The organism is Cupriavidus sp. FW216-B1 (assembly GCF_058789195.1).
The window spans coordinates 341,270-360,884 of the sequence record NZ_JBYTEL010000003.1 but is presented as its reverse complement, the minus strand read 5'-3'; the positions used below and the strand labels follow the sequence as shown (position 1 = coordinate 360,884).

Sequence of the window (19,615 nt, the reverse complement as noted above, 5' to 3'; positions counted from 1 at the left end):
TGCTGCATTCGTTGATGTGGCCTCGGTGCGCCCCTGATGCCGGCGGCGCGCCGGCGCCGGACATGCACCATAACAAGACAAGATCATGACGTATTGTGTTGCCATGCGGCTCGACGCCGGCCTGGTGTTCCTCTCCGACTCCCGCACCAACGCCGGCGTCGACGCGATCTCCAGCGCGCGCAAGATGACCGTGTTCGAGGAACCCGGCGACCGCGTCATGGTGCTGCTCACCGCCGGCAACCTGGCCATCAGCCAGTCGGTGCGGCAGGTGCTGGCCGAAGGGCGCGACGAGAAGCGCTCGCTGTGGACCGCGCGCGACATGTTCGAAGCCGCCACCATCGTCGGCGACGCGGTGCGCCAGGTGCACAAGCACGATGCCCACGCGCTGCGCGAGGCCGGCATCGAGTTCAACGTGAGCCTGATCTTCGGCGGGCAGATCCGCGGCGAGCGGGTGCGCCTGTTCAATGTGTACGCGGCCGGCAACTTCGTCGAGGCCACGCCCGAGAACTGCTACTTCCAGATCGGCGAGGCCAAGTACGGCAAGCCGATCATCGACCGCGTGGTGGAGCCGTCGCTGCCGCTGGGCGAGGCCGCCAAGTGCGCGCTGATCTCGATGGACTCCACGCTCAAGTCGAACATCTCGGTGGGGCTGCCGCTGGACCTGCTGGTCTACGAGGCCGACTCGCTGCGCGTGAGCCGCTTCGTCAACATCGACGAGAAGAACGCCTATTTCCGCATGATCCGCGACACCTGGGGCCAGCGCCTGCGCCAGGTCTTCGGCGAGATCCACGACCCGGAATGGGATGCCGCGGCGCCGGCCGAATTCCCGCTGGCGCGCCAGGGCGAGGCCGACCGCTGGGGCCAGCCGGTGCGCGCCAAGCGCGAGCGCAGCGGCGGGCGCGGCTGAAGGCGCCGGCCAGGGCGCGGCCAGGGTGAGATGAGGGGCAAGCGGCGCATGCGCCGCAGCGCGCCGCGGGCATGAAGGGCGGGCGCGCGGAGGGGGGGCAGGTGAAGGTCCGCTTGTCACAAATGCGGCGGTGCAGCAGGCAGCCGCTCATGTATAATCCCGATTTCCCCGGCAAGCTCGGTTTATGACCAAATTCGTCTTCGTCACCGGTGGCGTCGTCTCTTCTCTCGGCAAGGGCATCGCTGCTGCTTCGCTCGCGGCCATTCTCGAGTCGCGCGGCCTCAAAGTCACCCTCCTCAAGCTAGATCCCTACATCAACGTCGACCCCGGCACGATGAGCCCCTTCCAGCATGGCGAGGTGTTCGTCACGGAAGACGGCGCGGAAACCGACCTCGATCTCGGCCACTACGAGCGTTTCGTCTCGGCCAAGATGCGCAAGTCGAACAACTTCACCACGGGCCAGATCTACGAGTCGGTGATCCGCAAGGAGCGCCGCGGCGAATACCTCGGCAAGACCGTGCAGGTGATCCCGCACATCACCAACGAGATCCAGGCCTTCATCGAGCGCGGCGCGGCCGCCTCGCACGGCGGCAAGGCCGACGTGGCGCTGGTGGAGATCGGCGGCACCGTGGGCGACATCGAATCGCTGCCGTTCCTGGAAGCGGCGCGCCAGATGAGCCTGCGCATGGGCCGCAACCACGCCGCCTTCGTGCACCTGACGCTGGTGCCGTTCATCGCCAGCGCCGGCGAGCTCAAGACCAAGCCGACCCAGCACTCGGTGCAGAAGCTGCGCGAGATCGGCATCTCGCCGACCGCGCTGCTGTGCCGCGCCGACCGCCCGATCCCCGACGACGAGCGCGCCAAGATCTCGCTGTTCGCCAACATCCCGCAGGAAGCCGTGATCTCGGTGTGGGACGTGGACAGCATCTACAAGATCCCGCAGATGCTCAACGAGCAGGGCCTCGACCGCCTGATCTGCGAGGAACTGCGCCTCGACCCGAAGCCGGCCGATCTCTCCATGTGGCAGCGCCTGGTCAATGCCCAGGAAAACCCGCAGCACGAGATCACCATCGGCATGGTCGGCAAGTACGTCGACCTGACCGAGTCCTACAAGTCGCTGATCGAGGCGCTGCGCCACGCCGGCATGCACACCGCCACCCGCGTGAACATCGAGTACATCGATTCCGAGGAGCTCGAGTCGGGCCACCTGGAAGTGCTCGCGCCGCTGGACGCCATCCTGGTGCCGGGCGGCTTCGGCAAGCGCGGCACGGAAGGCAAGATCCGCGCGATCCAGTACGCCCGCGAGAACAAGGTACCGTACCTCGGCATCTGCCTGGGCATGCAGCTGGCCGTGATCGAGTTCGCCCGTCACGTGGCCGGCATGACCGACGCCAACTCGACCGAATTCAACCTCGAGACCGAGCACCCGGTGGTGGCGCTCATCACCGAGTGGGTGGACCGCGAAGGCAAGGTCGAGCAGCGCTCGGCCGACTCCGACCTGGGCGGCACCATGCGCCTGGGCGCGCAGCGCGTGCCGGTCAGGGCCGACACCAAGGCCGGCCAGATCTACGGCGCCGAGGTCAACGAGCGCCATCGCCACCGCTACGAGGTCAACAATCACTACGTGCCCACGCTGGAAAAGGCGGGCATGGTGATCTCGGCGCGCACCCCGACCGAGGACCTGCCCGAGATGATGGAGCTGCCCGACAGCCTGCATCCGTGGTTCGTCGGCGTGCAGTTCCACCCGGAATTCACCTCCACCCCGCGTGACGGCCATCCGCTGTTCAAGGCCTACGTGGAAGCGGCGCTGGCCAGCCAGAAGAGCAAGGCGGCCTGAGGGCCCGGCACCGCGCAAGCAGGAGACTAGTAGCGATGAAACTCTGCGGCTTCGAGGCTGGCCTGGACCAGCCCTTCTTCCTGATCGCCGGCCCGTGCGTGATCGAGTCCGAGCAGATGGCGCTGGATACCGCCGGCGAGCTCAAGGCGATCACCGGCGCGCTCGGCATCCCGTTCATCTACAAGTCCTCGTTCGACAAGGCCAACCGCTCGTCGGGCAAGAGCTTCCGCGGGCTGGGCATGGAAAAGGGCCTGGAGATCCTGGCCACGGTCAAGCGTGAGATCGGCGTGCCGGTGCTCACCGACATCCACGAGATCGACGAGATCAAGCCGGTCTCGGCCGTGGTCGACGTGCTGCAGACGCCGGCCTTCCTGTGCCGGCAGACCGATTTCATCCGCGCCTGCGCGCAGAGCGGCCGCCCCGTCAACATCAAGAAGGGGCAGTTCCTGGCGCCGCACGACATGAAGAACGTCATCGACAAGGCCCGCGACGCCGCGCGCGAGGCGGGCCTGCCCGAGGACAGCTTCATGGCCTGCGAGCGCGGCGTCTCGTTCGGCTACAACAACCTGGTCTCGGACATGCGCTCGCTGGCGATCATGCGCGAGACCGGCGCCCCGGTGGTGTTCGACGCCACCCACTCGGTGCAGCTGCCGGGCGGGCAGGGCACCAGCTCGGGCGGCCAGCGCGAGTTCGTGCCGGTGCTGGCGCGCGCCGCGGTGGCGGTCGGCATCGCCGGCCTGTTCATGGAAACGCACCCGGACCCGAGCAAGGCCATGTCCGACGGCCCCAACGCGGTGCCGCTGTCGCGCATGAAGGAACTGCTGTCGGTGCTCCGGGACCTCGACGCGCTGACCAAGCGCGCCGGTTTCCTGGAAGACAACTTCGGCTGGCCGGCCTGCGCCTGAGCCCGCCGGCCTGCCGCGCCGCCGGGGGCGTCCGCTGACGGAAGCTCCCGGCCGGTGACGGATCGTATCGAAAGACAATACAAAAACTTCGGAGACACGCATGCCCGCCGGCTATATCATCGCCTACGTCGATGTGACCGATCCCCAGCAGTACGAGCAGTACAAGGTGCTGTCGAGCAAGGCCATCGCGGCGCACGGCGCTGAGATCCTGGTGCGCGGCGGCAAGACCGAGCAGCTCGAGGGCGAATTGGCGCCGAGCCGCGTCGTGGTGCTGAAATTCCCCGATTACGAGGCCGCGAAGGTGTTCTATGCCTCCGAGGAATACGGTGCCGCGCGCGCCGCGCGCGAGCATGCCGCGAAGATGAACATGATCGTGGTGGAAGGCGCCTGACATATTGGTCGGGCATCATCCGCGCTGATCCCGGTCAGCAGCAAGATTCAAAACAGTCAGAGAGGAATTCATGAGTGCAATCGTAGATATCATCGGTCGCGAAGTTCTCGACTCGCGCGGCAACCCGACGGTCGAGTGCGACGTCCTGCTGGAATCCGGCGTGATGGGCCGCGCGGCGGTGCCGTCGGGCGCGTCCACCGGCTCGCGCGAAGCCATCGAGCTGCGCGACGGCGACAAGTCGCGCTACCTGGGCAAGGGCGTGCTGAAGGCGGTCGAGCACATCAACACCGAGATATCCGAAGCCATCATGGGCCTGGACGCTTCCGAGCAGGCCTTCCTGGACCGCACCCTGATCGACCTCGACGGCACCGACAACAAGAGCCGCCTGGGCGCCAACGCCACGCTGGCCGTGTCGATGGCGGTGGCGCGCGCCGCCGCCGAGGAAGCCGGCCTGCCGCTGTACCGCTACTTCGGCGGCTCGGGCGCGATGCAGATGCCGGTGCCGATGATGAACATCGTCAACGGTGGCGCGCACGCCAACAACAGCCTGGACATCCAGGAATTCATGATCATGCCGGTGTCGCAGACCAGCTTCCGCGAAGCCCTGCGCTGCGGCGCCGAGGTGTTCCACGCGCTCAAGAAGATCCTGGCCGACAAGGGCATGTCCACCGCGGTCGGCGACGAAGGCGGCTTCGCGCCGAACTTCGCTTCCAACGAAGAGTGCCTGAACGCCATCGTGCAGGCCGTCGAGAAGGCCGGCTACCGCGTCGGCGAAGACGTGCTGCTGGCGCTGGACTGCGCCGCCAGCGAGTTCTTCCGCGAAGGCGAGGACCTGTACCACCTGGACGGCGAAGGCCTCAAGCTGACCTCGACCCAGTTCGCCGACTACCTGGCCAACCTGTGCGACAAGTTCCCGATCGTGTCGATCGAGGACGGCATGGCCGAAGGCGACTGGGAAGGCTGGAAGACGCTGACCGACAAGCTCGGCAAGCGCGTGCAGCTGGTGGGCGACGACCTGTTCGTCACCAACACCAAGATCCTCAAGGAAGGCATCGAGAAGGGCATCGGCAACTCGATCCTGATCAAGATCAACCAGATCGGCACGCTGACCGAGACCTTCGCCGCCATCGAGATGGCCAAGCGCGCCGGCTACACCGCCGTGATCTCGCACCGCTCGGGCGAGACCGAGGACAACACCATCGCCGACATCGCGGTGGGCACCAACGCCGGCCAGATCAAGACCGGCTCGCTGTCGCGCTCGGACCGCATCTCGAAGTACAACCAGCTGCTGCGCATCGAGGAAGACCTCGGCGACATCGCCAGCTACCCGGGCAAGAGCGCCTTCTATAATCTGCGCTAAGCCCGCGTCATGCGCCGGCCGCGGATAACCCTCATCGCGGCCGGCGCCGACGGCCCCGACCTCTTCTGCAAAGCGCCGGAATCCCTATGCGCCTGATCTCGCTGCTGCTGTTCGTGCTGTTGCTCGCCATTCAGTATCCGCTGTGGCTGGGCAAGGGCGGCTGGCTGCGCGTGTGGGACATGGACAAGCAGGTGCAGGAGCAGAGCGCGCGTAACCAGGCGCTCAAGCTGCGCAACGCCAAGCTGGAAGGGGAAGTGAAGGACCTGCAGGACGGCACCGGCGCCATCGAGGAGCGTGCCCGCTACGAGCTGGGCATGGTCAGGGACGGCGAGGTGTTCGTGCAGTTCGTGGCGCCCGCGCCCAAGGTCAGCGCCACGCCGCCGCTGCCCCCGCCGCCGAATTCGCCGGCCGGCGGCAGCCACTAGCGTCGGCGCCGCGCATGGCGCCCGCCGCGGGTGCTGTCATGCCGCCGGCGGGATTCGCCGGTCCGGCGATTCCCCGTTTTTCCCTCGTTTCCCCCCAATTGCAGCTACCTGTCGCGGCGAGCGGCGTCTCGTCCACGCGCGCCGGCGTCTTGCCGCCCCATTACCACCAGTACGGATAACCGCCCCAGCCCCAGCCCGGATAACCATATCCGCTGCTGAAGCCGACGCCGCCGCCCCAGTGGCGCCCGCCCCAGCCGCCGTAATACAGGTTCCAGCTTGGCGACGGGTAGGCGTAATAGGAATAGGCGCGCGCGTAGGCCTCGGCCTGCTGCTGGCGCGCGATGGCGGCGTCCTGCTCGCGCAGGATGTCGCGGTTCAGCGTGCCCAGCTTCTGGCTTTCCTCGGGGGTGATCGGCGCGGGCGGGATGCTGTTGGGCACCAGCCGCGCGGTCGGCGGCGAGCCGTTGATGTCGCGCGGCAGCCCGGCGCAGCCGCCCAGCAGCGCGGCGCCGAGCAGCAGCGCGCCGAGCGCGCCCGGCAGGCGCCGCGCCGCGGCGGCAGGCGCGTTCGGAGACGGGTTTGGAGACAAAACCGACATGATATTTCCCCTGGCTCTGGTGGGTCACTGACGCTTGGACCCCGGCGCACCGGGCAAAGGTTCCGCCGGGTCCGGCCGCCTCCCGCCGCTCAGTGCTGCTGGCTGGCGCCGTCGCCGGCGCCGGTGGCCACCGGCACCGGCGTGAACAGCTGGGCGCAGTCGACCGGGTCGAAATGATATTGCTGGCCGCAGAAATCGCAGTGGATCTCCACGTTGCCGCGCTCCTCCAGGATGCTCTCGATCTCGGCGCGGCCCAGGTTCTGCAGCATGCCGGCCACCTTGGGGCGCGAGCACGAGCAGTGGAAATGCGGGCCGAGCGGCTCGAACACGCGCACGCCGGCGGCCTGCAGGTCTTCCCAGAACAGGCGGCGCAGCAGCGTGTCGGGGGTCTCGGCCAGCAACTCGTCGGCCTTGAGCGTGGCGCCGAGCTGGCAGGCGCGGTCCCAGGTGTCGAGGTCCTGCGCGCGGGCGCTCTCGGCCAGCGGCGCGCCGGTCTCGCCGACCTGCGCCGGGGCGCGGCCGGCGTGGCCTTCCAGGGTGCCGCCGTAGCTCGGCAGCTTCTGCAGCAGCATGCCGGCGGCGACCTGGTCGTCGGCGGCCAGCCACAGGCGCGTGTCGAGCTGCTCGGACGAGCGCATGTAGTGCTCGAGCACCGCGGCCATCGAGTCGAACGCGCCATGCGCGTCGGCCAGCGGCACGATGCTCTGGTAGGCCTGCTGGCCCGGCAGCTTGTCCTGCGGGTCCAGCGTGATGGCGAAGCGGCCGCCGCCGCGCACGTTGACCAGGTCGGCCAGCGTGGCGTCGTCGGCCACCTGCGCGCCCTCGGCCAGCTTGGCGGTGGCGCGCATCGACAGATCGGACAGGCATTCCACCACCAGCATGCGCACCGGGCCGTCGCCGTGCACCTGCATCACCAGCGCGCCGTTGAACTTCAGGTTGGCGGTGAGCAGGGCGGCCGCGGACATCATCTCGCCCAGCAGCCGGCGGACCGGCGCGGGATATTGATTGCGGCGCAGCACATCCTGCCAGGTGGCGCGCATGCGCACCAGTTCGCCGCGCACTGGGGCCGCGTCGAACAGGAATTTCTGCAGGATGTCGGGGGAGGTGGAATCAGTCACGATGGTCCGTCGGTAGATCGGCGCGGGGCGGTTCCTGGCCGGCGCCCTGGTCGATGCGTGTTAGTCGATGCGTTTCAACTGCGTCTTGTACATGGCCTGGCGCGTGGCGTAGGTCTCGGCGTTGCGGTACAGGTTGGCCACGTCCTGCTCGGTGAGCTCGCGCACCACCTTGGCCGGCGCGCCCAGGATCAGCGAGCGGTCCGGGAACACCTTGCCCTCCGTGACCACCGCGCCGGCGCCGACCAGGCATTCCTTGCCGATCACCGCGCGGTTCAGGATCACCGCCTGGATGCCGATCAGCGAGCCTTCGCCCACGGTGCAGCCGTGCAGCATGGCCTGGTGGCCGATCGACACCTTGTCGCCGATGGTCAGCGGGCAGCCCGGGTCGGTATGGAGCACGGTGCCTTCCTGCACGTTGCTGGACTCGCCCACCACGATCGGCTCGTTGTCGCCGCGGATCACCACGCCCGGCCACGCGCTCGCGCGCGCCTTGAGCGTCACGTTGCCGATGATGGTGGCCTCCGGCGCGACGTAGGCGTCCGGATCGATGGTCGGGGCGATGTCGCCGAGCTGGTAAAGCGCCATGAAGTCTCCTGCACAAGTGCGTATGGGTATATGGGGTTTGCCGCCGGGCTTTAAAGGTTCGCGGGAGGGCGGCGGCGGGGACGCGCGATGTGGCGGATGCCGGCCGCGCCGAGCGCCGGCCCTACAATGGCGGCAACCCGGATTTTACGCTGATGGCAGCCAACCTGAACGACACCCCCCGCGCGGCCGAGCCCGCTTTCCCGGACGCCGCCGCCGCGGCCATCCCCGGCCTGCCGGATTTCACCGGCCTGTCGCTGCGCCGGCAGGCGCTGGCCATCCTGTGCCTGCGCGACGCCCGGCAGAAGGCGGCGGCCACGCGCCGCATGCGCCAGGCCGCCGCGGGCATGGCGCCGGAAGCACTCGGCGCCGGCGAAACCCTCACGGCCACGCTGCCGCTGCCGGGCCGCCCCGAGCGGCCGGAGCTGGTGGCGCCGCAGCGCGTGGAGCGGCGCCGCTCGATCCATACGCCGGCCGGGCGGGCCGCCATGATCCACGCGCTGGCGCACATCGAGTTCAACGCCATCAACCTCGCGCTCGACGCCCTCTGGCGCTTCGGCGGCATGCCGGCCGGGTTCTACCTCGACTGGCTGCGCGTGGCCGACGAGGAGGCGCTGCACTTCACGCTGCTGGCCGACCACCTCGCCACGCTGGGCGCCAGCTATGGCGATTTCCCGGCGCACAACAGCCTGTGGGAGATGGCCGACAAGACCGCCGGCGACCTGCTGGCGCGCATGGCGCTGGTGCCGCGCACGCTCGAGGCGCGCGGGCTGGATGCCTCGCCGCCGGTGCGGGCCAAGCTGGCCGCCGCCGGCGACCACGAGGCCGCCGCCATCATCGACATCATCCTGCGCGACGAAGTCGGCCACGTGGCCATCGGCAACCGCTGGTACCGCTGGCTGTGCGCCGGGCGCGGGCTGGATCCGGTCGCCGCCTATGGCGAGCTGGCGGCGCGCTACCAGGCGCCGCGCCTGCGCCCGCCCTTCAACCTCGAGGCGCGCCGCGCGGCCGGCTTCGACGACGCCGAGCTCGCGTGGCTCGAGGCGCAGGCCGCTCGGTAATGCCCGCTCAGTAATACTCGGCCATCACGACCAAGCCCTGCTGGCCACCGTCCGGATCGCTCTTCCTCACGAAGCGCGCCGTCTCGACCGAGGCGCGCGCCGACTTCAACTGCACGGACTTGCCGGGCATCAGCGGCACGGCGGCGAACTCGGCGGCCTGGGCGCCGTTCTGCGGGCAGCTTACCGAGGCGCTGCCGGAGCCGGCGCTCATCTGCGTCATGCACGACGGCGCGACGATGGCGCCGCGGAAGAAGATCACGCCGCCGGCGCCCCACGCCGGGACCGAGAGCAGCGCGCACGCCAGCGCCAGCGTCAGGCGGTGCTTGAGGTTGCGGATGGAGGCGTTGCCGGTGCGTGCATGCGTGCTCATGGTGATCCCCTTTTGGTCATTGAGCCCAGGAAAATTCGTAAAGCCTTGTCGGAAATTTCTTCTTGTTTGATAGGAAGTTTATTTTCTGTTTGTGGGAAATTCAACTTAGAAAAGATGAATTTTCCTAAGTCTATTCGTTCGTTGTTGTGTTAAGTCAATCGGCCTTTTATGCGGGTTTTCAGCATCTTGATATTGGAATAAACAACATCTAGATGAGATTTATCCTAATTTAAATGATGCGGATGAAGAATAATCCGTGGAAAGTTTTTGGACGATTTTTCTTTAAGAGTTATCTTATTAATAAGATAAATTCCATGCCATTCGATATGCCATGCCATCCGGTGCGACTGGTCTGCCATGAACGGTATTTCGCCGACATGACCTGCGTTTTGACTGTGCGATCGGCAACGTGGCCACCTGTCTTCGCTAACGTCAACTTTGGCGAATACTTGACACGGGAATCCACCAGTCCGGATGCCTGCCGGGCAGAGTGGGAAAAAGAGGGGAAAAGATGCGGGGGGAGGGGAAGTGCGGGGAGGTGGCGCAGACCGGCCACGCAGGCGCCGGCGGGCCGGCGCGCGCATGGCCTGCCGGGGGGGCTAGTGCGCCGGCGTCGTGCCGCGCTGCGCTTCCATCTCGCGCAGCACGCGGCGCTGGATCTTGCCGGTGGTGGTCATCGGCAACTGCGCGATGAACTCGATGGTCTTGGGGTACTCGTAGGGCGCGAGCAGGCCGCGCACGTGCTGCTGCAGCGCCGCGGTCAGGTCGGCGTCGGCCTGCGCGGAGCGGGCCACCGACGGCTGCAGCACGACGAACGCCTTCACCACGGCGCCGCGCTCCGGGTCCGGCGACGGCACCACGGCGCAGTTCGACACGGCCGGATGCTTGAGCAGGCAGTTCTCGATCTCGCTCGGGCCGATGCGGTAGCCCGACGACTTGAAGACGTCGTCGGCGCGGCCCTGGTACCACAGGTAGCCGTCGGCGTCGGCGCGGGCGAGGTCGCCGGTGCGGCACCAGCGCAGGCCGCCGTGCTCGACGAACCGGTCCCGCGTGGCGGCCTCGTTGCGCCAGTAGCCGAGGAAGAACACCGGGTCGGGGTGGCCGTGCCGGTCGGTGTCGCACACGGCGATCTCGCCGGTTTCGCCGGGCGCGCACGGCCGGCCGTCCTCGTCGACCACGGCCAGCCGGTGGCCCGGATACGGGCGGCCCATCGAGCCGGCGCGCGCCGGCCAGCCGAGCTCGCCGTCGTCGTTCTGCGCGGTGCAGTTGCCCACGATGTAGTTGATCTCGGTCTGGCCGAACATCTCGTTGACCACCACGCCGAGCGCGTCGCGGCACCACGCGAACACGGTCTCGCCGACCGCCTCGCCGGCGCTCATCAGCGCGCGCAGGTGCAGGCGGTACTGGCCGCGCGGCGCCGGGCAGGTCTTCATCATCTGCTTGAGCGCGGTCGGGAACAGGAAGGTGTTGGTGACGCGGTAGCGCTCCAGCAGCGCGAACGCCACCTGCGCCGAGAAGCGGCCCTGGTAGCCCACGATGGACTGGCCGAAGTACAGCGCCGGCATCAGCGCGTCCCACAGGCCGCCGGTCCAGGCCCAGTCGGCCGGGCTCCAGAACACGTCGCCCTCGCGCGGATACCAGTTCTGCGAGCAGACGAAACCGGTCAGGTTGCCGATCAGCGCGCGGTGCGGGATCACGGCGCCCTTGGGCGGCCCGGTGGTGCCGCTGGTGTAGATCAGCACGGCCGCTTCGTCGGCCTTGGTCAGCTCGGCGGTGAAGTCCGGCAACTGCGCCGCCAGCAGCGCGTCCCAGCCGTGCCCGGCGTGGGGCGCGGCCGCGCCCACGCCGATCACGGAGGCAAGCGCCGGGCATTCGGGGCGCGCGGCCAGCACGTTGTCGATGGCGCTCTCGTCGGCGATCGCCACGCGCGCCTCGCTGTGCCGGAAGCGGAAGGCCAGCGCTTCCGGCCCGAACAGCATCGACAGCGGCATGGCGATGGCGCCGAGCTGGTAGATCGCCATATGCGCGATGACCGTCTCGATGCGCTGCGGCATGACGATGCCGACGCGGTCGCCGCGCGCCACGCCGAGCGCGCGCAGCGCGCGCGACAGGCGGTTCGCCTCGGCCTGGATGTGGGCGTAGCTGTAGCTGGCGCGGCGGCCGTCCTCGTGCTCGGTGTAGACCGCGATGCGGCCGGCGCTGGCGGGGTCGCGCGCCCAGCGGCCGCAGCAGGCTTCGGCGAGGTTGAAGTGCTCCGGCACGTGCCAGCGGAAGCTGTCGTACAGCGCGCGGTAGTCGTCGCGCCGGCTGGCGGGCAGGGCGGATGCGGTCATGCAGGTCTCCTGTTTGCTGGCGTTCGCGCGGCGGCGTGGCGGCGGCATCGAGGCAGCGGGTGCCGCTATAATCGCCTGAGCGAACGATCGTTCTATTTTTATCGCGCCTCCCCGTTGTCGCGGGTGAAGGCGCCGGCCGGAAAGGGACCGGGGGAGACCACCATGACAATCAGAGAAACCTCGCGCTCGGAATTTATCACGTTGCGCGGGCTCGCCATGCACGTGCGCCACTGGGGCCGGGCGGGCGCGCCGAAGCTGTTCGCGCTGCACGGCTGGATGGACGTGGCGGCCTCGTTCCAGTTCATGGTGGACGCGCTGGCGGGCGACTGGCACGTGATCGCGCCCGATTGGCGCGGCTTCGGCCAGACCGCCTGGCCGACCCGCCATCCGGGCACCGAGTCGTACTGGTTCCCCGACTACATCGCCGACCTAGAGGCGGTGCTCGACCACTTCCAGCCCGGCGAGCCGGTCAACCTCGTGGGCCACAGCATGGGCGCCAACGTGGCCTGCTTCTACGCCGGCATCCGTTCCGCGCGGGTGCGCCGCGTGGTGGACCTGGAAGGCTTCGGCATGACCGCCACGCGCGCGGAGCAGGCGCCGGGGCGCTACGCGCTCTGGCTCGACGAGCTGCGCGCGCGCCCCGCGCTCAAGACCTACGACAGCGTGGCCGCGGTGGCCGCGCGGCTGCAGAAGACCAACCCGCGCCTGCCCGACGACCGCGCCGCCTTCCTGGCCGCGCACTGGTCGGCGCGCAATGCCGGGGGCCGCTGGGAGATCCTGGGCGATCCGGCGCACAAGATGGTCAATCCGGTGCTTTACCGGCTCGACGAGGTGATGGCGATCTGGGCGCAGGCCACCGCGCCGGTGCTGCACGTGGAGGCGCGCGACTCGCAGACGCTGAGCCACATCGCGCGCGGGCAGCCGCTCGACGAATTCCGGCAGCGCTTCAAGGCGTTCCGCGATTTCCGCGAGGCGGTCATCGACGACGCGGGCCACATGCTGCACCACGACCAGCCGCGCGCGGTGGCGGCGCTGGTCGACGACTTCTGCGCGTGAGGCGCGCCCGCGCCGGGTTCAGGCGTGCGTGAGCTTGTCCTTGAGTGCGGCGTTGTTGCTGGTGTGCACGTGCACCAGCGCCTTCTCCGGGAAGGCGTAGTGATAGGCCTTGCGCAGCGCCAGCGCGGCCTCGTGGAAGCCGGACAGGATCAGCTTCTGCTTGTTCGGGTAGAAGGCGATGTCGCCGGCGGCGAAGATGCCGCGGCGCGAGCTTTCGTAGGTGGTGGTGTCCACCACGATGCGCCCGGCGCGCATGTCGAGATCCCAGTGCGCGATCGGGCCCGGCTCCGACACCAGGCCGTACAGCGCCACCAGTTCGTCCGCGGGCAGGCTCACGGTGTCGTCGCGCGTGCGGATGTCCACGCCAGTCAGCGTGTCGCCCTCGGTCTTGAGCGCGCCCAGCATGCCTACCACGAAATCCATCTCGCCGGCCGCCACGGCCGCGCGCATTTCCGCCACCGTGCCGTCGGCGGCGCGGAAGCCCTCGCGCCGGTGCAGCAGGGTGACGCGCGCGGCCACCTTGCGCAGCGCCAGCGCCCAGTCCAGTGCGGAGTCGCCGCCGCCGGCCACTACCACGCGCCTGCCGGCGAAGCGCGCCACGTCGCGCACCGCGTAGTGCAGGTGGCGGTCTTCCAGCGCGGCGGCCTCGGGCAGCGCCACGCGCTGCGGGGCGAAGGCGCCGGCGCCGGCGCAGATCAGCACGGCGGCCACGTCGAAGCGCCTGCCGCCGTCGGTGGTGACCAGCAGGCGCGGCGGATGCGCGTGGCCGGCGTCGGGCGCGGCCGGCGCGGCCTCGCCGGCGCGGGCGATCTCCTCCAGGCCGTTGGCGCGCTCGTTGAAGTGCATCGGGAACGCGAACGGCGCGCACTGCTCGAGCAGGCGGTCCACCAGGTCCTGCGCCAGACAGCCGGGCACCGCGGGGATGTCGTAGATCGGCTTCTCGGGATAGAGCTCGGCGCACTGGCCGCCGGCGCGGTCCAGCACATCGACCAGCTCGCAGCGCAGGCCCAGCACGCCCGCCTGGAAGGCCGCGAACAGGCCGACCGGGCCGGCGCCGACGATCAGCACGTCGGTGCGGGTCACGCCGTCGGCGTGGGCGGAGTCGGCTGGGATGGCGGAAGCGTCGGTCGGCATGGCATGGCGGGCGGCGCGCTTGGCGCCGCCGGGCGGGAGGATCGAGAGGCCCCAACTATACCGCGCGGCGGGGCGCCGCCGGCCGACGCCAGCGTTGGCGGCAGGGCTATCGGGCCGTACCTCGGCCGTACCTCGGCCGCACCTCGGCCGCACCTCGGGCGGCGCTGTCGGGCCGCCCCGCCGGACCGGCCGACCGGCGCGCGGCGGCGGCCGGCGCCGCGTGTGCGGCCTCGCGCGCGGGAGTAGAATGGCGGCATGCAGAACCCTCACGCCATCAACGCCGATCTCCATTGCCATTCCACCGTGTCCGACGGCATGCTGTCGCCGCGCGACGTGGCCGCGCGCGCCCATGCGGGCGGCGTGGCTTTCTGGGCGCTGACCGACCATGACGAGGTCGGCGGGCAGAGCGAGGCGCGCGCCGCTGCCGAGGCGCTCGGCATGCGCTTCGTGCCGGGCGTGGAGATCTCGGTGACGTGGGCCGGCCAGACCGTGCACATCGTCGGGCTGCAGATCAACCCGGCCTGCCCGGCGCTGGTCGAGGGGCTGGCCGCCACGCGCTCGGGCCGCGCGGCGCGCGCGCAGGACATCGGCGACGCGCTCGCGGCCATCGGCATCGAGGGCGCCTACGAAGGCGCGCTGCGCTACGTCGGCAACCCGGACCTGATCTCCCGCACGCATTTCGCGCGCTGGCTGGTGGACCAGGGGCGCTGCAAGACCATCAGCGACGTGTTCAGCGAATACCTCGGCGAAGGCCGCCCCGGTTATGTCGGGCACCGCTGGGCCCGGCTGGCCGACGCGGTGGGCTGGATCCAGGCTGCCGGCGGCATTCCCGTGATGGCGCATCCGGGCCGCTACGACTACACCCAGCTCCAGCACGACGCGCTGTTCGACGAGTTCGTGCAGCTCGGCGGCGCCGCGGTCGAGGTGGTGACGGGCAGCCATACGCCCGACCAGTACCGCAAGTATGCCGACGTCGCGCGCCGCTACGGCCTGCTGGCCTCGCGCGGCTCGGATTTCCACGGTCCCGGCGAAGGCCGCACCGAGCTGGGCGCGCTGCCGCCGCTGCCGTCGTCGGTCACGCCGGTCTGGCATGACTGGTAAGCCGGCCCGGCCCGCGGCCGCCCGGCGCTCCGATGGCCCGCCCCCGTCATGCGCACCGTCCGATCTTTTTCCCCGCAAGACCTGCCCGTCGCGCATGTCGCCTTCGCGCCGGGCCGGCGGCCTTTCGCCCTCCGACCGCCCATGTCCCAATATTTCGACATCCACCCGCTCAATCCGCAGCCGCGGCTGATCAAGCAGGCCGCGCAGATCATCGGCCAGGGCGGCCTGATCGCCCTGCCGACGGACTCCAGCTACGCGCTGGCCTGCCGGCTCGACGACAAGGCCGCGGTGGAGCGCCTGCGCCGCCTGCGCGGCATCGACGACAAGCACCACCTGACGCTGATGTGCAGCGACCTGTCCGAGCTGGGCAACTTCGCGCGCGTCGACAACCGCCAGTACCGCTGGCTCAAGGGCGCCACGCCCGGGCCCTACGTGTTCATCCTCGAGGCCACCAAGGAAGTGCCGCGGCGGCTGTCGCACCCCGCGCGCAAGACCATCGGCGTGCGCGTGCCCGACCACCCGATCCCGCTCGCGCTGCTGGCCGAGGTGGGCGAGCCGCTGATCTCGGCCACCCTGCAGCTGCCCGGCGACGAAGCCCCGCTCAACGAGCCCGAGGTGATCCGCGCGCGCCTCGAGAAGCTGCTCGACCTGGTGATCTGCGGCGGCGCCGCGCCGGCGCAGCCGACCACCGTGATCGACCTGACCAGCGGCGAGCCCGAGCTGATCCGGCAGGGCCGCGGCGACATCGGGCGCTTCGGCCTCTGAGCGCCGCCGGCGCGCTCCACGCGGGCGGCCGCCTCAGGCGCGCGGCGGCCCGGTACAATAGCGCCCCATGGATTCTTCCCTGATTCAGACCCTTGCGGTCTACGCCCTGCCGGTCCTGTTCGCCATCACGCTGCACGAAGCCGCCCACGGCTACGTGGCCAAGCTGTTCGGCGACAACACCGCCTATGTGATGGGCCGCGTCAGCATCAACCCGGCGCGGCACATCGATCCCATCGGCACCATCGCGGTGCCGCTGCTGCTCTATTTCATGACCAGCGGCCAGTTCGTGTTCGGCTACGCCAAGCCGGTGCCGGTCGCCTTCGACCGCCTGCGCAACCCGCGCTGGCACGGCATGTGGGTGGCGCTGGCCGGGCCGGGCAGCAACGTGCTGCAGGCCTTCCTGTGGGCGCTGATGGCGGTGGGGCTGGTGCTGGCGCAGGTGCAGGAGCCGTTCTTCAGCCAGATGGCGCGCGCCGGCGTGCTGGTCAACCTGGTGATGGCCGCTTTCAACCTATTCCCGGTGCCGCCGCTCGACGGCGGCCGGGTGCTCACCGCGCTGCTGCCGCAGCGGCTCGCGCATGCCATCTCGCGCATCGAGCCCTACGGCATCTTCGTGGTGCTGGCGCTGGTGGCCGCCGGCGTGATCACCAAGGTCTGGATGCAGCCGGTGATGGGCGTGCTCAGCGGGCTGGTGCAGCTGATGCTGCAACCCGTGCTGGCGCTGGTGCAATAGCACGCCGCCGGGCCGCGCCCGGCGCGCCGCATCCGACCTGCCGTACCGAGTACCGAGTACCGAATCCCCATCAAAAGCACAGACAGACATGTTTCCCGACCGCGTTCTCTCCGGCATGCGGCCTACCGGTGCGCTGCACCTGGGCCACTACCACGGCGTCCTGAAAAACTGGGTCCAGTTGCAGGCCGAATACCCGTGCTTCTTCTTCGTGGCGGACTGGCACGCGCTGACCACCCACTATGAATCGCCCGAGGTGATCGGCGAGTCGGTGTGGGAGATGCTGATCGACTGGCTCGCGGCCGGCGTCGATCCCGAGCGCGCCACGCTGTTCATCCAGAGCCGCGTGCCCGAGCACGCCGAGCTGTTCCTGCTGCTGGCGATGGGCACGCCGCTGGGCTGGCTGGAACGGGTGCCGACCTACAAGGACCAGATCGAGAAGCTCAAGGACAAGGACCTGTCCACCTACGGCTTCCTCGGCTATCCGCTGCTGCAGGCGGCCGACATCCTGATCTACCGCGCCGGCCGCGTGCCGGTGGGCGAGGACCAGGTGCCGCACGTGGAGATCACGCGCGAGATCGCGCGCCGCTTCAACTACCTGTACGGCCGCCAGCCCGGCTTCGAGGAACGCGCGCAGGAAGCCGCCAGGAAGCTGGGCGGCAAGCGCACCAGGGCCTATCTCGAGCTGCGCCGCGCCTACCAGGAGCAGGGCAAGGCCGAGGCGCTGGACGAGGGCGCGGCGCTGGTGGCGCAGTCGCAGAGCCTGGCCGCGGAAGACCGCGAACTGCTGCTGGGCTACCTGGGCGGCTCGCGCAAGACCATCCTGGTCGAGCCGCAGGCGCTGCTGACCGCGGCCTCGCGCATGCCGGGGCTGGACGGGCAGAAGATGTCCAAGTCCTACGGCAACACCATCCGCATGCGCGAGGACAAGGCCTCGGTGGAGAAAAAGGTGCGCACCATGCCGACCGATCCGGCGCGCGTGCGCCGCACCGACGCGGGCGACCCGGCGCGCTGCCCGGTGTGGCAGCTGCACCAGGTCTACTCGGACGCGCCCACGCGCGAGTGGGTGGAGCCGGGCTGCCGCAGCGCCGCCATCGGCTGCATCGAATGCAAGCAGCCCGTGATCGACGGCATCCTGCGCGAGCAGCAGCCGATGCTGGAGCGCGCGCAGAAGTACATGGACGATCCCGCGCTGCTGCGCGACATCGTCGCGCACGGCTGCGACCGGGCCAGCCAGGTGGCGCGCGAGACCATGCGCGACGTGCGCGCGGCGATGGGGCTGGGATATCAATGAACAGCGCGATGAACCACGCCGCCACCGCCGCGCCGCCCTCGCCGTGGGTGCTGCGCTGGGCGCACCTGGCGCGCGCGGGCGGCCGCGTGCTCGACCTCGCCTGCGGTAGTGGCCGCCATGCGGCGTGGTTCGCCGCGCGCGGGCATGCCGTGCTGGGCGTCGACCGCGACGGCGCGGCGCTGGCCGCGCTGCCCGCCGGCATCGAGACGCTGCAGGCCGACCTGGAGCAGGGCGCGTGGCCGCTGGCCGGACGCGCGCCGTTCGACGCCATCGTGGTGACGAACTACCTGCACCGGCCGCTGTGGCCGCACCTGATCGCCGCGCTGGCGCCGGGCGGCGTGCTGATCTACGAGACCTTCGCCGCCGGCAACGAGACCGTGGGCAAGCCCTCCAACCCGGATTTCCTGCTGCGGCCGGGCGAACTGCTGGACGCGGTGCGCGGCGGGCTGCGCGTGGTCGCCTATGAGGATGGCGTGCTGGAAGTGCCTAGAACTGCTTTTTTGCAGCGCCTGTGCGCGGTGCGCGAGGCGGCGAGGGAGGGCGGAGGCGAGGGTGGCCAGGCCGGCGCCGGCGCGCCGCCACGCTATCTTCTGCCCGGCTGAAGTGCGGCCGGGGCTATGCGCCCGCACGCCCGGCGAGACCCGGACTTCACGCGCTGAACCGGCTTGGGTTTTCCCGGGGCGAAGCAGCGGTCGGAAGGCCCGGGCGATCCGGTACAATCGCGGTATTCGTTTCCCGAATTCTCAAACGTTATGACACAGATTAACGGCAGCATCGTCGCGATCGTGACGCCGATGCAGGAAGATGGCAGCCTGGATTTCCCCGCGCTGCGCGCCCTGATCGACTGGCACGTGGCCGAGGGCACCGACGGCATCGTGATCGTCGGCACCACCGGCGAGTCGCCCACCGTGACGGTGGACGAGCACTGCGAGCTGATCCGCGTGGCCGTGGAGCAGGCCGACAAGCGCATCCCGATCATCGCGGGCACCGGCGGCAACTCCACCAGCGAGGCGATCGAACTGACCGCCTTCGCCAGGAAGGTCGGCGCCGATGCCTCGCTGCAGGTCGTGCCGTACTACAACAAGCCGACCCAGGAAGGCATGTACCGCCATTTCCGCACCATCGCGGAAAGCGTGGACCTGCCGGTGGTGCTGTACAACGTGCCGGGCCGCACCGTGGCCGACATGCAGCCCGAGACCGTCCTGCGCCTGGCGCAGGTGCCGGGCATCATCGGCGTGAAGGAAGCCACCGGCAACATCGACCGTGCCGCGCAACTGATCAAGGACGCGCCGCAGGGCTTCGTCATCTACAGCGGCGACGACCCCACCGCGATCGCGCTGATGCTGCTCGGCGGCCACGGCAACATCTCGGTCACGGCCAACGTGGCGCCGCGCAAGATGCACGAGTTGTGCGTGGCTGCCCTGAAGGGCGACGCCATCGCCGCGCGTCGCATCCACATGGAACTGGTTGCGCTGAACAAGGCGATGTTCGTCGAGGCCAACCCGATTCCCGTCAAGTGGGCACTCCAGCAAATGGGCAAGATGCAGGGCGGTATCCGCCTCCCGCTCACCCCGCTGTCACCGGAATACCACGACGTGGTGCGCAAGGCGCTGTCGGATGCCGGCCTGCTCGGCTGAGATCCCGCGGT

At 69.6% G+C, this 19,615-nt stretch carries 20 protein-coding genes; 14 read left to right on the top strand and 6 right to left on the bottom strand.

Annotated elements, in window-relative coordinates:
- The first annotated feature begins 85 nt into the window (after window positions 1-85).
- The 6 genes from AC3WXD_RS11330 to ftsB all read left to right on the top strand — a co-directional run bounded on the left by AC3WXD_RS11330 (window position 86) and on the right by ftsB (window position 5,825).
- Window positions 86-907: a proteasome-type protease gene (locus tag AC3WXD_RS11330; RefSeq protein WP_196812841.1), complete on the top strand. Its 822-nt coding sequence runs from the start codon at window positions 86-88 to the stop codon at window positions 905-907.
- A 184-nt stretch (window positions 908-1,091) separates the two neighbouring features.
- Window positions 1,092-2,744 carry a CTP synthase gene (pyrG, locus tag AC3WXD_RS11325; RefSeq protein WP_020201457.1) on the top strand — a complete coding sequence of 551 codons (1,653 nt, stop codon included), beginning with the start codon at window positions 1,092-1,094 and terminating at the stop codon, window positions 2,742-2,744.
- 35 nt (window positions 2,745-2,779) lie between these two features.
- A complete protein-coding gene (gene kdsA, locus AC3WXD_RS11320) occupies window positions 2,780-3,649 on the top strand; it encodes a 3-deoxy-8-phosphooctulonate synthase (RefSeq protein ID WP_020201458.1) in 870 nt (289 codons plus the stop codon).
- Window positions 3,650-3,749: 100 nt separating this feature from the next.
- Entirely contained in the window at window positions 3,750-4,040 is a 291-nt protein-coding gene (locus AC3WXD_RS11315; RefSeq protein ID WP_020201459.1) for a DUF1330 domain-containing protein, read from the top strand.
- Window positions 4,041-4,110: 70 nt separating this feature from the next.
- Entirely contained in the window at window positions 4,111-5,400 is a 1,290-nt protein-coding gene (gene eno / locus AC3WXD_RS11310) for a phosphopyruvate hydratase (protein WP_020201460.1), read from the top strand.
- An 86-nt stretch (window positions 5,401-5,486) separates the two neighbouring features.
- A complete protein-coding gene (ftsB, locus tag AC3WXD_RS11305; protein ID WP_020201461.1) occupies window positions 5,487-5,825 on the top strand; it encodes a cell division protein FtsB in 339 nt (112 codons plus the stop codon).
- Window positions 5,826-5,985: 160 nt separating this feature from the next.
- Here the strand turns inward: ftsB and AC3WXD_RS11300 are convergent, their stop codons facing one another.
- From AC3WXD_RS11300 to AC3WXD_RS11290, 3 genes are all read right to left on the bottom strand, one after another.
- Entirely contained in the window at window positions 5,986-6,423 is a 438-nt protein-coding gene (locus tag AC3WXD_RS11300) for a hypothetical protein (RefSeq protein WP_492323728.1), read from the bottom strand.
- Window positions 6,424-6,512: 89 nt separating this feature from the next.
- Window positions 6,513-7,541: an Hsp33 family molecular chaperone HslO gene (gene hslO / locus AC3WXD_RS11295; RefSeq protein ID WP_492323727.1), complete on the bottom strand. Its 1,029-nt coding sequence runs from the start codon at window positions 7,539-7,541 to the stop codon at window positions 6,513-6,515.
- 60 nt (window positions 7,542-7,601) lie between these two features.
- Entirely contained in the window at window positions 7,602-8,126 is a 525-nt protein-coding gene (locus AC3WXD_RS11290) for a gamma carbonic anhydrase family protein (protein ID WP_017230018.1), read from the bottom strand.
- A gap of 152 nt (window positions 8,127-8,278) precedes the next feature.
- On the opposite strand from AC3WXD_RS11290, the gene AC3WXD_RS11285 reads away from it, so the two are divergent.
- Window positions 8,279-9,184 carry a ferritin-like domain-containing protein gene (locus AC3WXD_RS11285; RefSeq protein WP_492323726.1) on the top strand — a complete coding sequence of 302 codons (906 nt, stop codon included), beginning with the start codon at window positions 8,279-8,281 and terminating at the stop codon, window positions 9,182-9,184.
- A gap of 7 nt (window positions 9,185-9,191) precedes the next feature.
- Here the strand turns inward: AC3WXD_RS11285 and AC3WXD_RS11280 are convergent, their stop codons facing one another.
- Window positions 9,192-9,554, bottom strand: coding sequence for a hypothetical protein (locus tag AC3WXD_RS11280; RefSeq protein ID WP_020201466.1), 363 nt, complete (start codon window positions 9,552-9,554; stop codon window positions 9,192-9,194).
- A 599-nt stretch (window positions 9,555-10,153) separates the two neighbouring features.
- Window positions 10,154-11,887: an acetate--CoA ligase gene (locus AC3WXD_RS11275; RefSeq protein WP_492323725.1), complete on the bottom strand. Its 1,734-nt coding sequence runs from the start codon at window positions 11,885-11,887 to the stop codon at window positions 10,154-10,156.
- Window positions 11,888-12,049: 162 nt separating this feature from the next.
- Here AC3WXD_RS11275 and AC3WXD_RS11270 point away from each other — a divergent pair, with 162 nt between their 5' ends.
- The gene (locus tag AC3WXD_RS11270) at window positions 12,050-12,943 is read left to right on the top strand and encodes an alpha/beta fold hydrolase (RefSeq protein WP_492323724.1); all 894 of its coding nucleotides are present in this window, start codon (window positions 12,050-12,052) and stop codon (window positions 12,941-12,943) included.
- Window positions 12,944-12,961: 18 nt separating this feature from the next.
- Here AC3WXD_RS11270 and AC3WXD_RS11265 read toward each other — a convergent pair whose 3' ends face one another.
- Window positions 12,962-14,077: an NAD(P)/FAD-dependent oxidoreductase gene (locus AC3WXD_RS11265; protein ID WP_059412933.1), complete on the bottom strand. Its 1,116-nt coding sequence runs from the start codon at window positions 14,075-14,077 to the stop codon at window positions 12,962-12,964.
- Window positions 14,078-14,332: 255 nt separating this feature from the next.
- Between AC3WXD_RS11265 and AC3WXD_RS11260 the strand changes: the two genes are divergently transcribed.
- From AC3WXD_RS11260 to dapA, 6 genes are all read left to right on the top strand, one after another.
- Window positions 14,333-15,178 (top strand): 3',5'-nucleoside bisphosphate phosphatase, encoded by an 846-nt coding sequence (locus tag AC3WXD_RS11260; RefSeq protein WP_020201470.1) that lies wholly within the window; start codon window positions 14,333-14,335, stop codon window positions 15,176-15,178.
- A gap of 141 nt (window positions 15,179-15,319) precedes the next feature.
- Complete coding sequence (locus AC3WXD_RS11255; protein WP_020201471.1) at window positions 15,320-15,943, top strand: L-threonylcarbamoyladenylate synthase; 624 nt, start codon at window positions 15,320-15,322, stop codon at window positions 15,941-15,943.
- A gap of 67 nt (window positions 15,944-16,010) precedes the next feature.
- Window positions 16,011-16,676, top strand: a complete 666-nt coding sequence (locus AC3WXD_RS11250) for a site-2 protease family protein (RefSeq protein WP_020201472.1) — start codon at window positions 16,011-16,013, stop codon at window positions 16,674-16,676.
- 88 nt (window positions 16,677-16,764) lie between these two features.
- A complete protein-coding gene (locus tag AC3WXD_RS11245; protein ID WP_020201473.1) occupies window positions 16,765-17,967 on the top strand; it encodes a tryptophan--tRNA ligase in 1,203 nt (400 codons plus the stop codon).
- Entirely contained in the window at window positions 17,964-18,569 is a 606-nt protein-coding gene (locus AC3WXD_RS11240) for a class I SAM-dependent methyltransferase (RefSeq protein ID WP_492323723.1), read from the top strand. Before AC3WXD_RS11245 ends, AC3WXD_RS11240 begins: the two co-directional genes overlap by 4 nt.
- Before the next feature lie 150 nt (window positions 18,570-18,719).
- The gene (gene dapA, locus AC3WXD_RS11235) at window positions 18,720-19,604 is read left to right on the top strand and encodes a 4-hydroxy-tetrahydrodipicolinate synthase (RefSeq protein ID WP_492323722.1); all 885 of its coding nucleotides are present in this window, start codon (window positions 18,720-18,722) and stop codon (window positions 19,602-19,604) included.
- Window positions 19,605-19,615 lie beyond the last annotated feature (11 nt).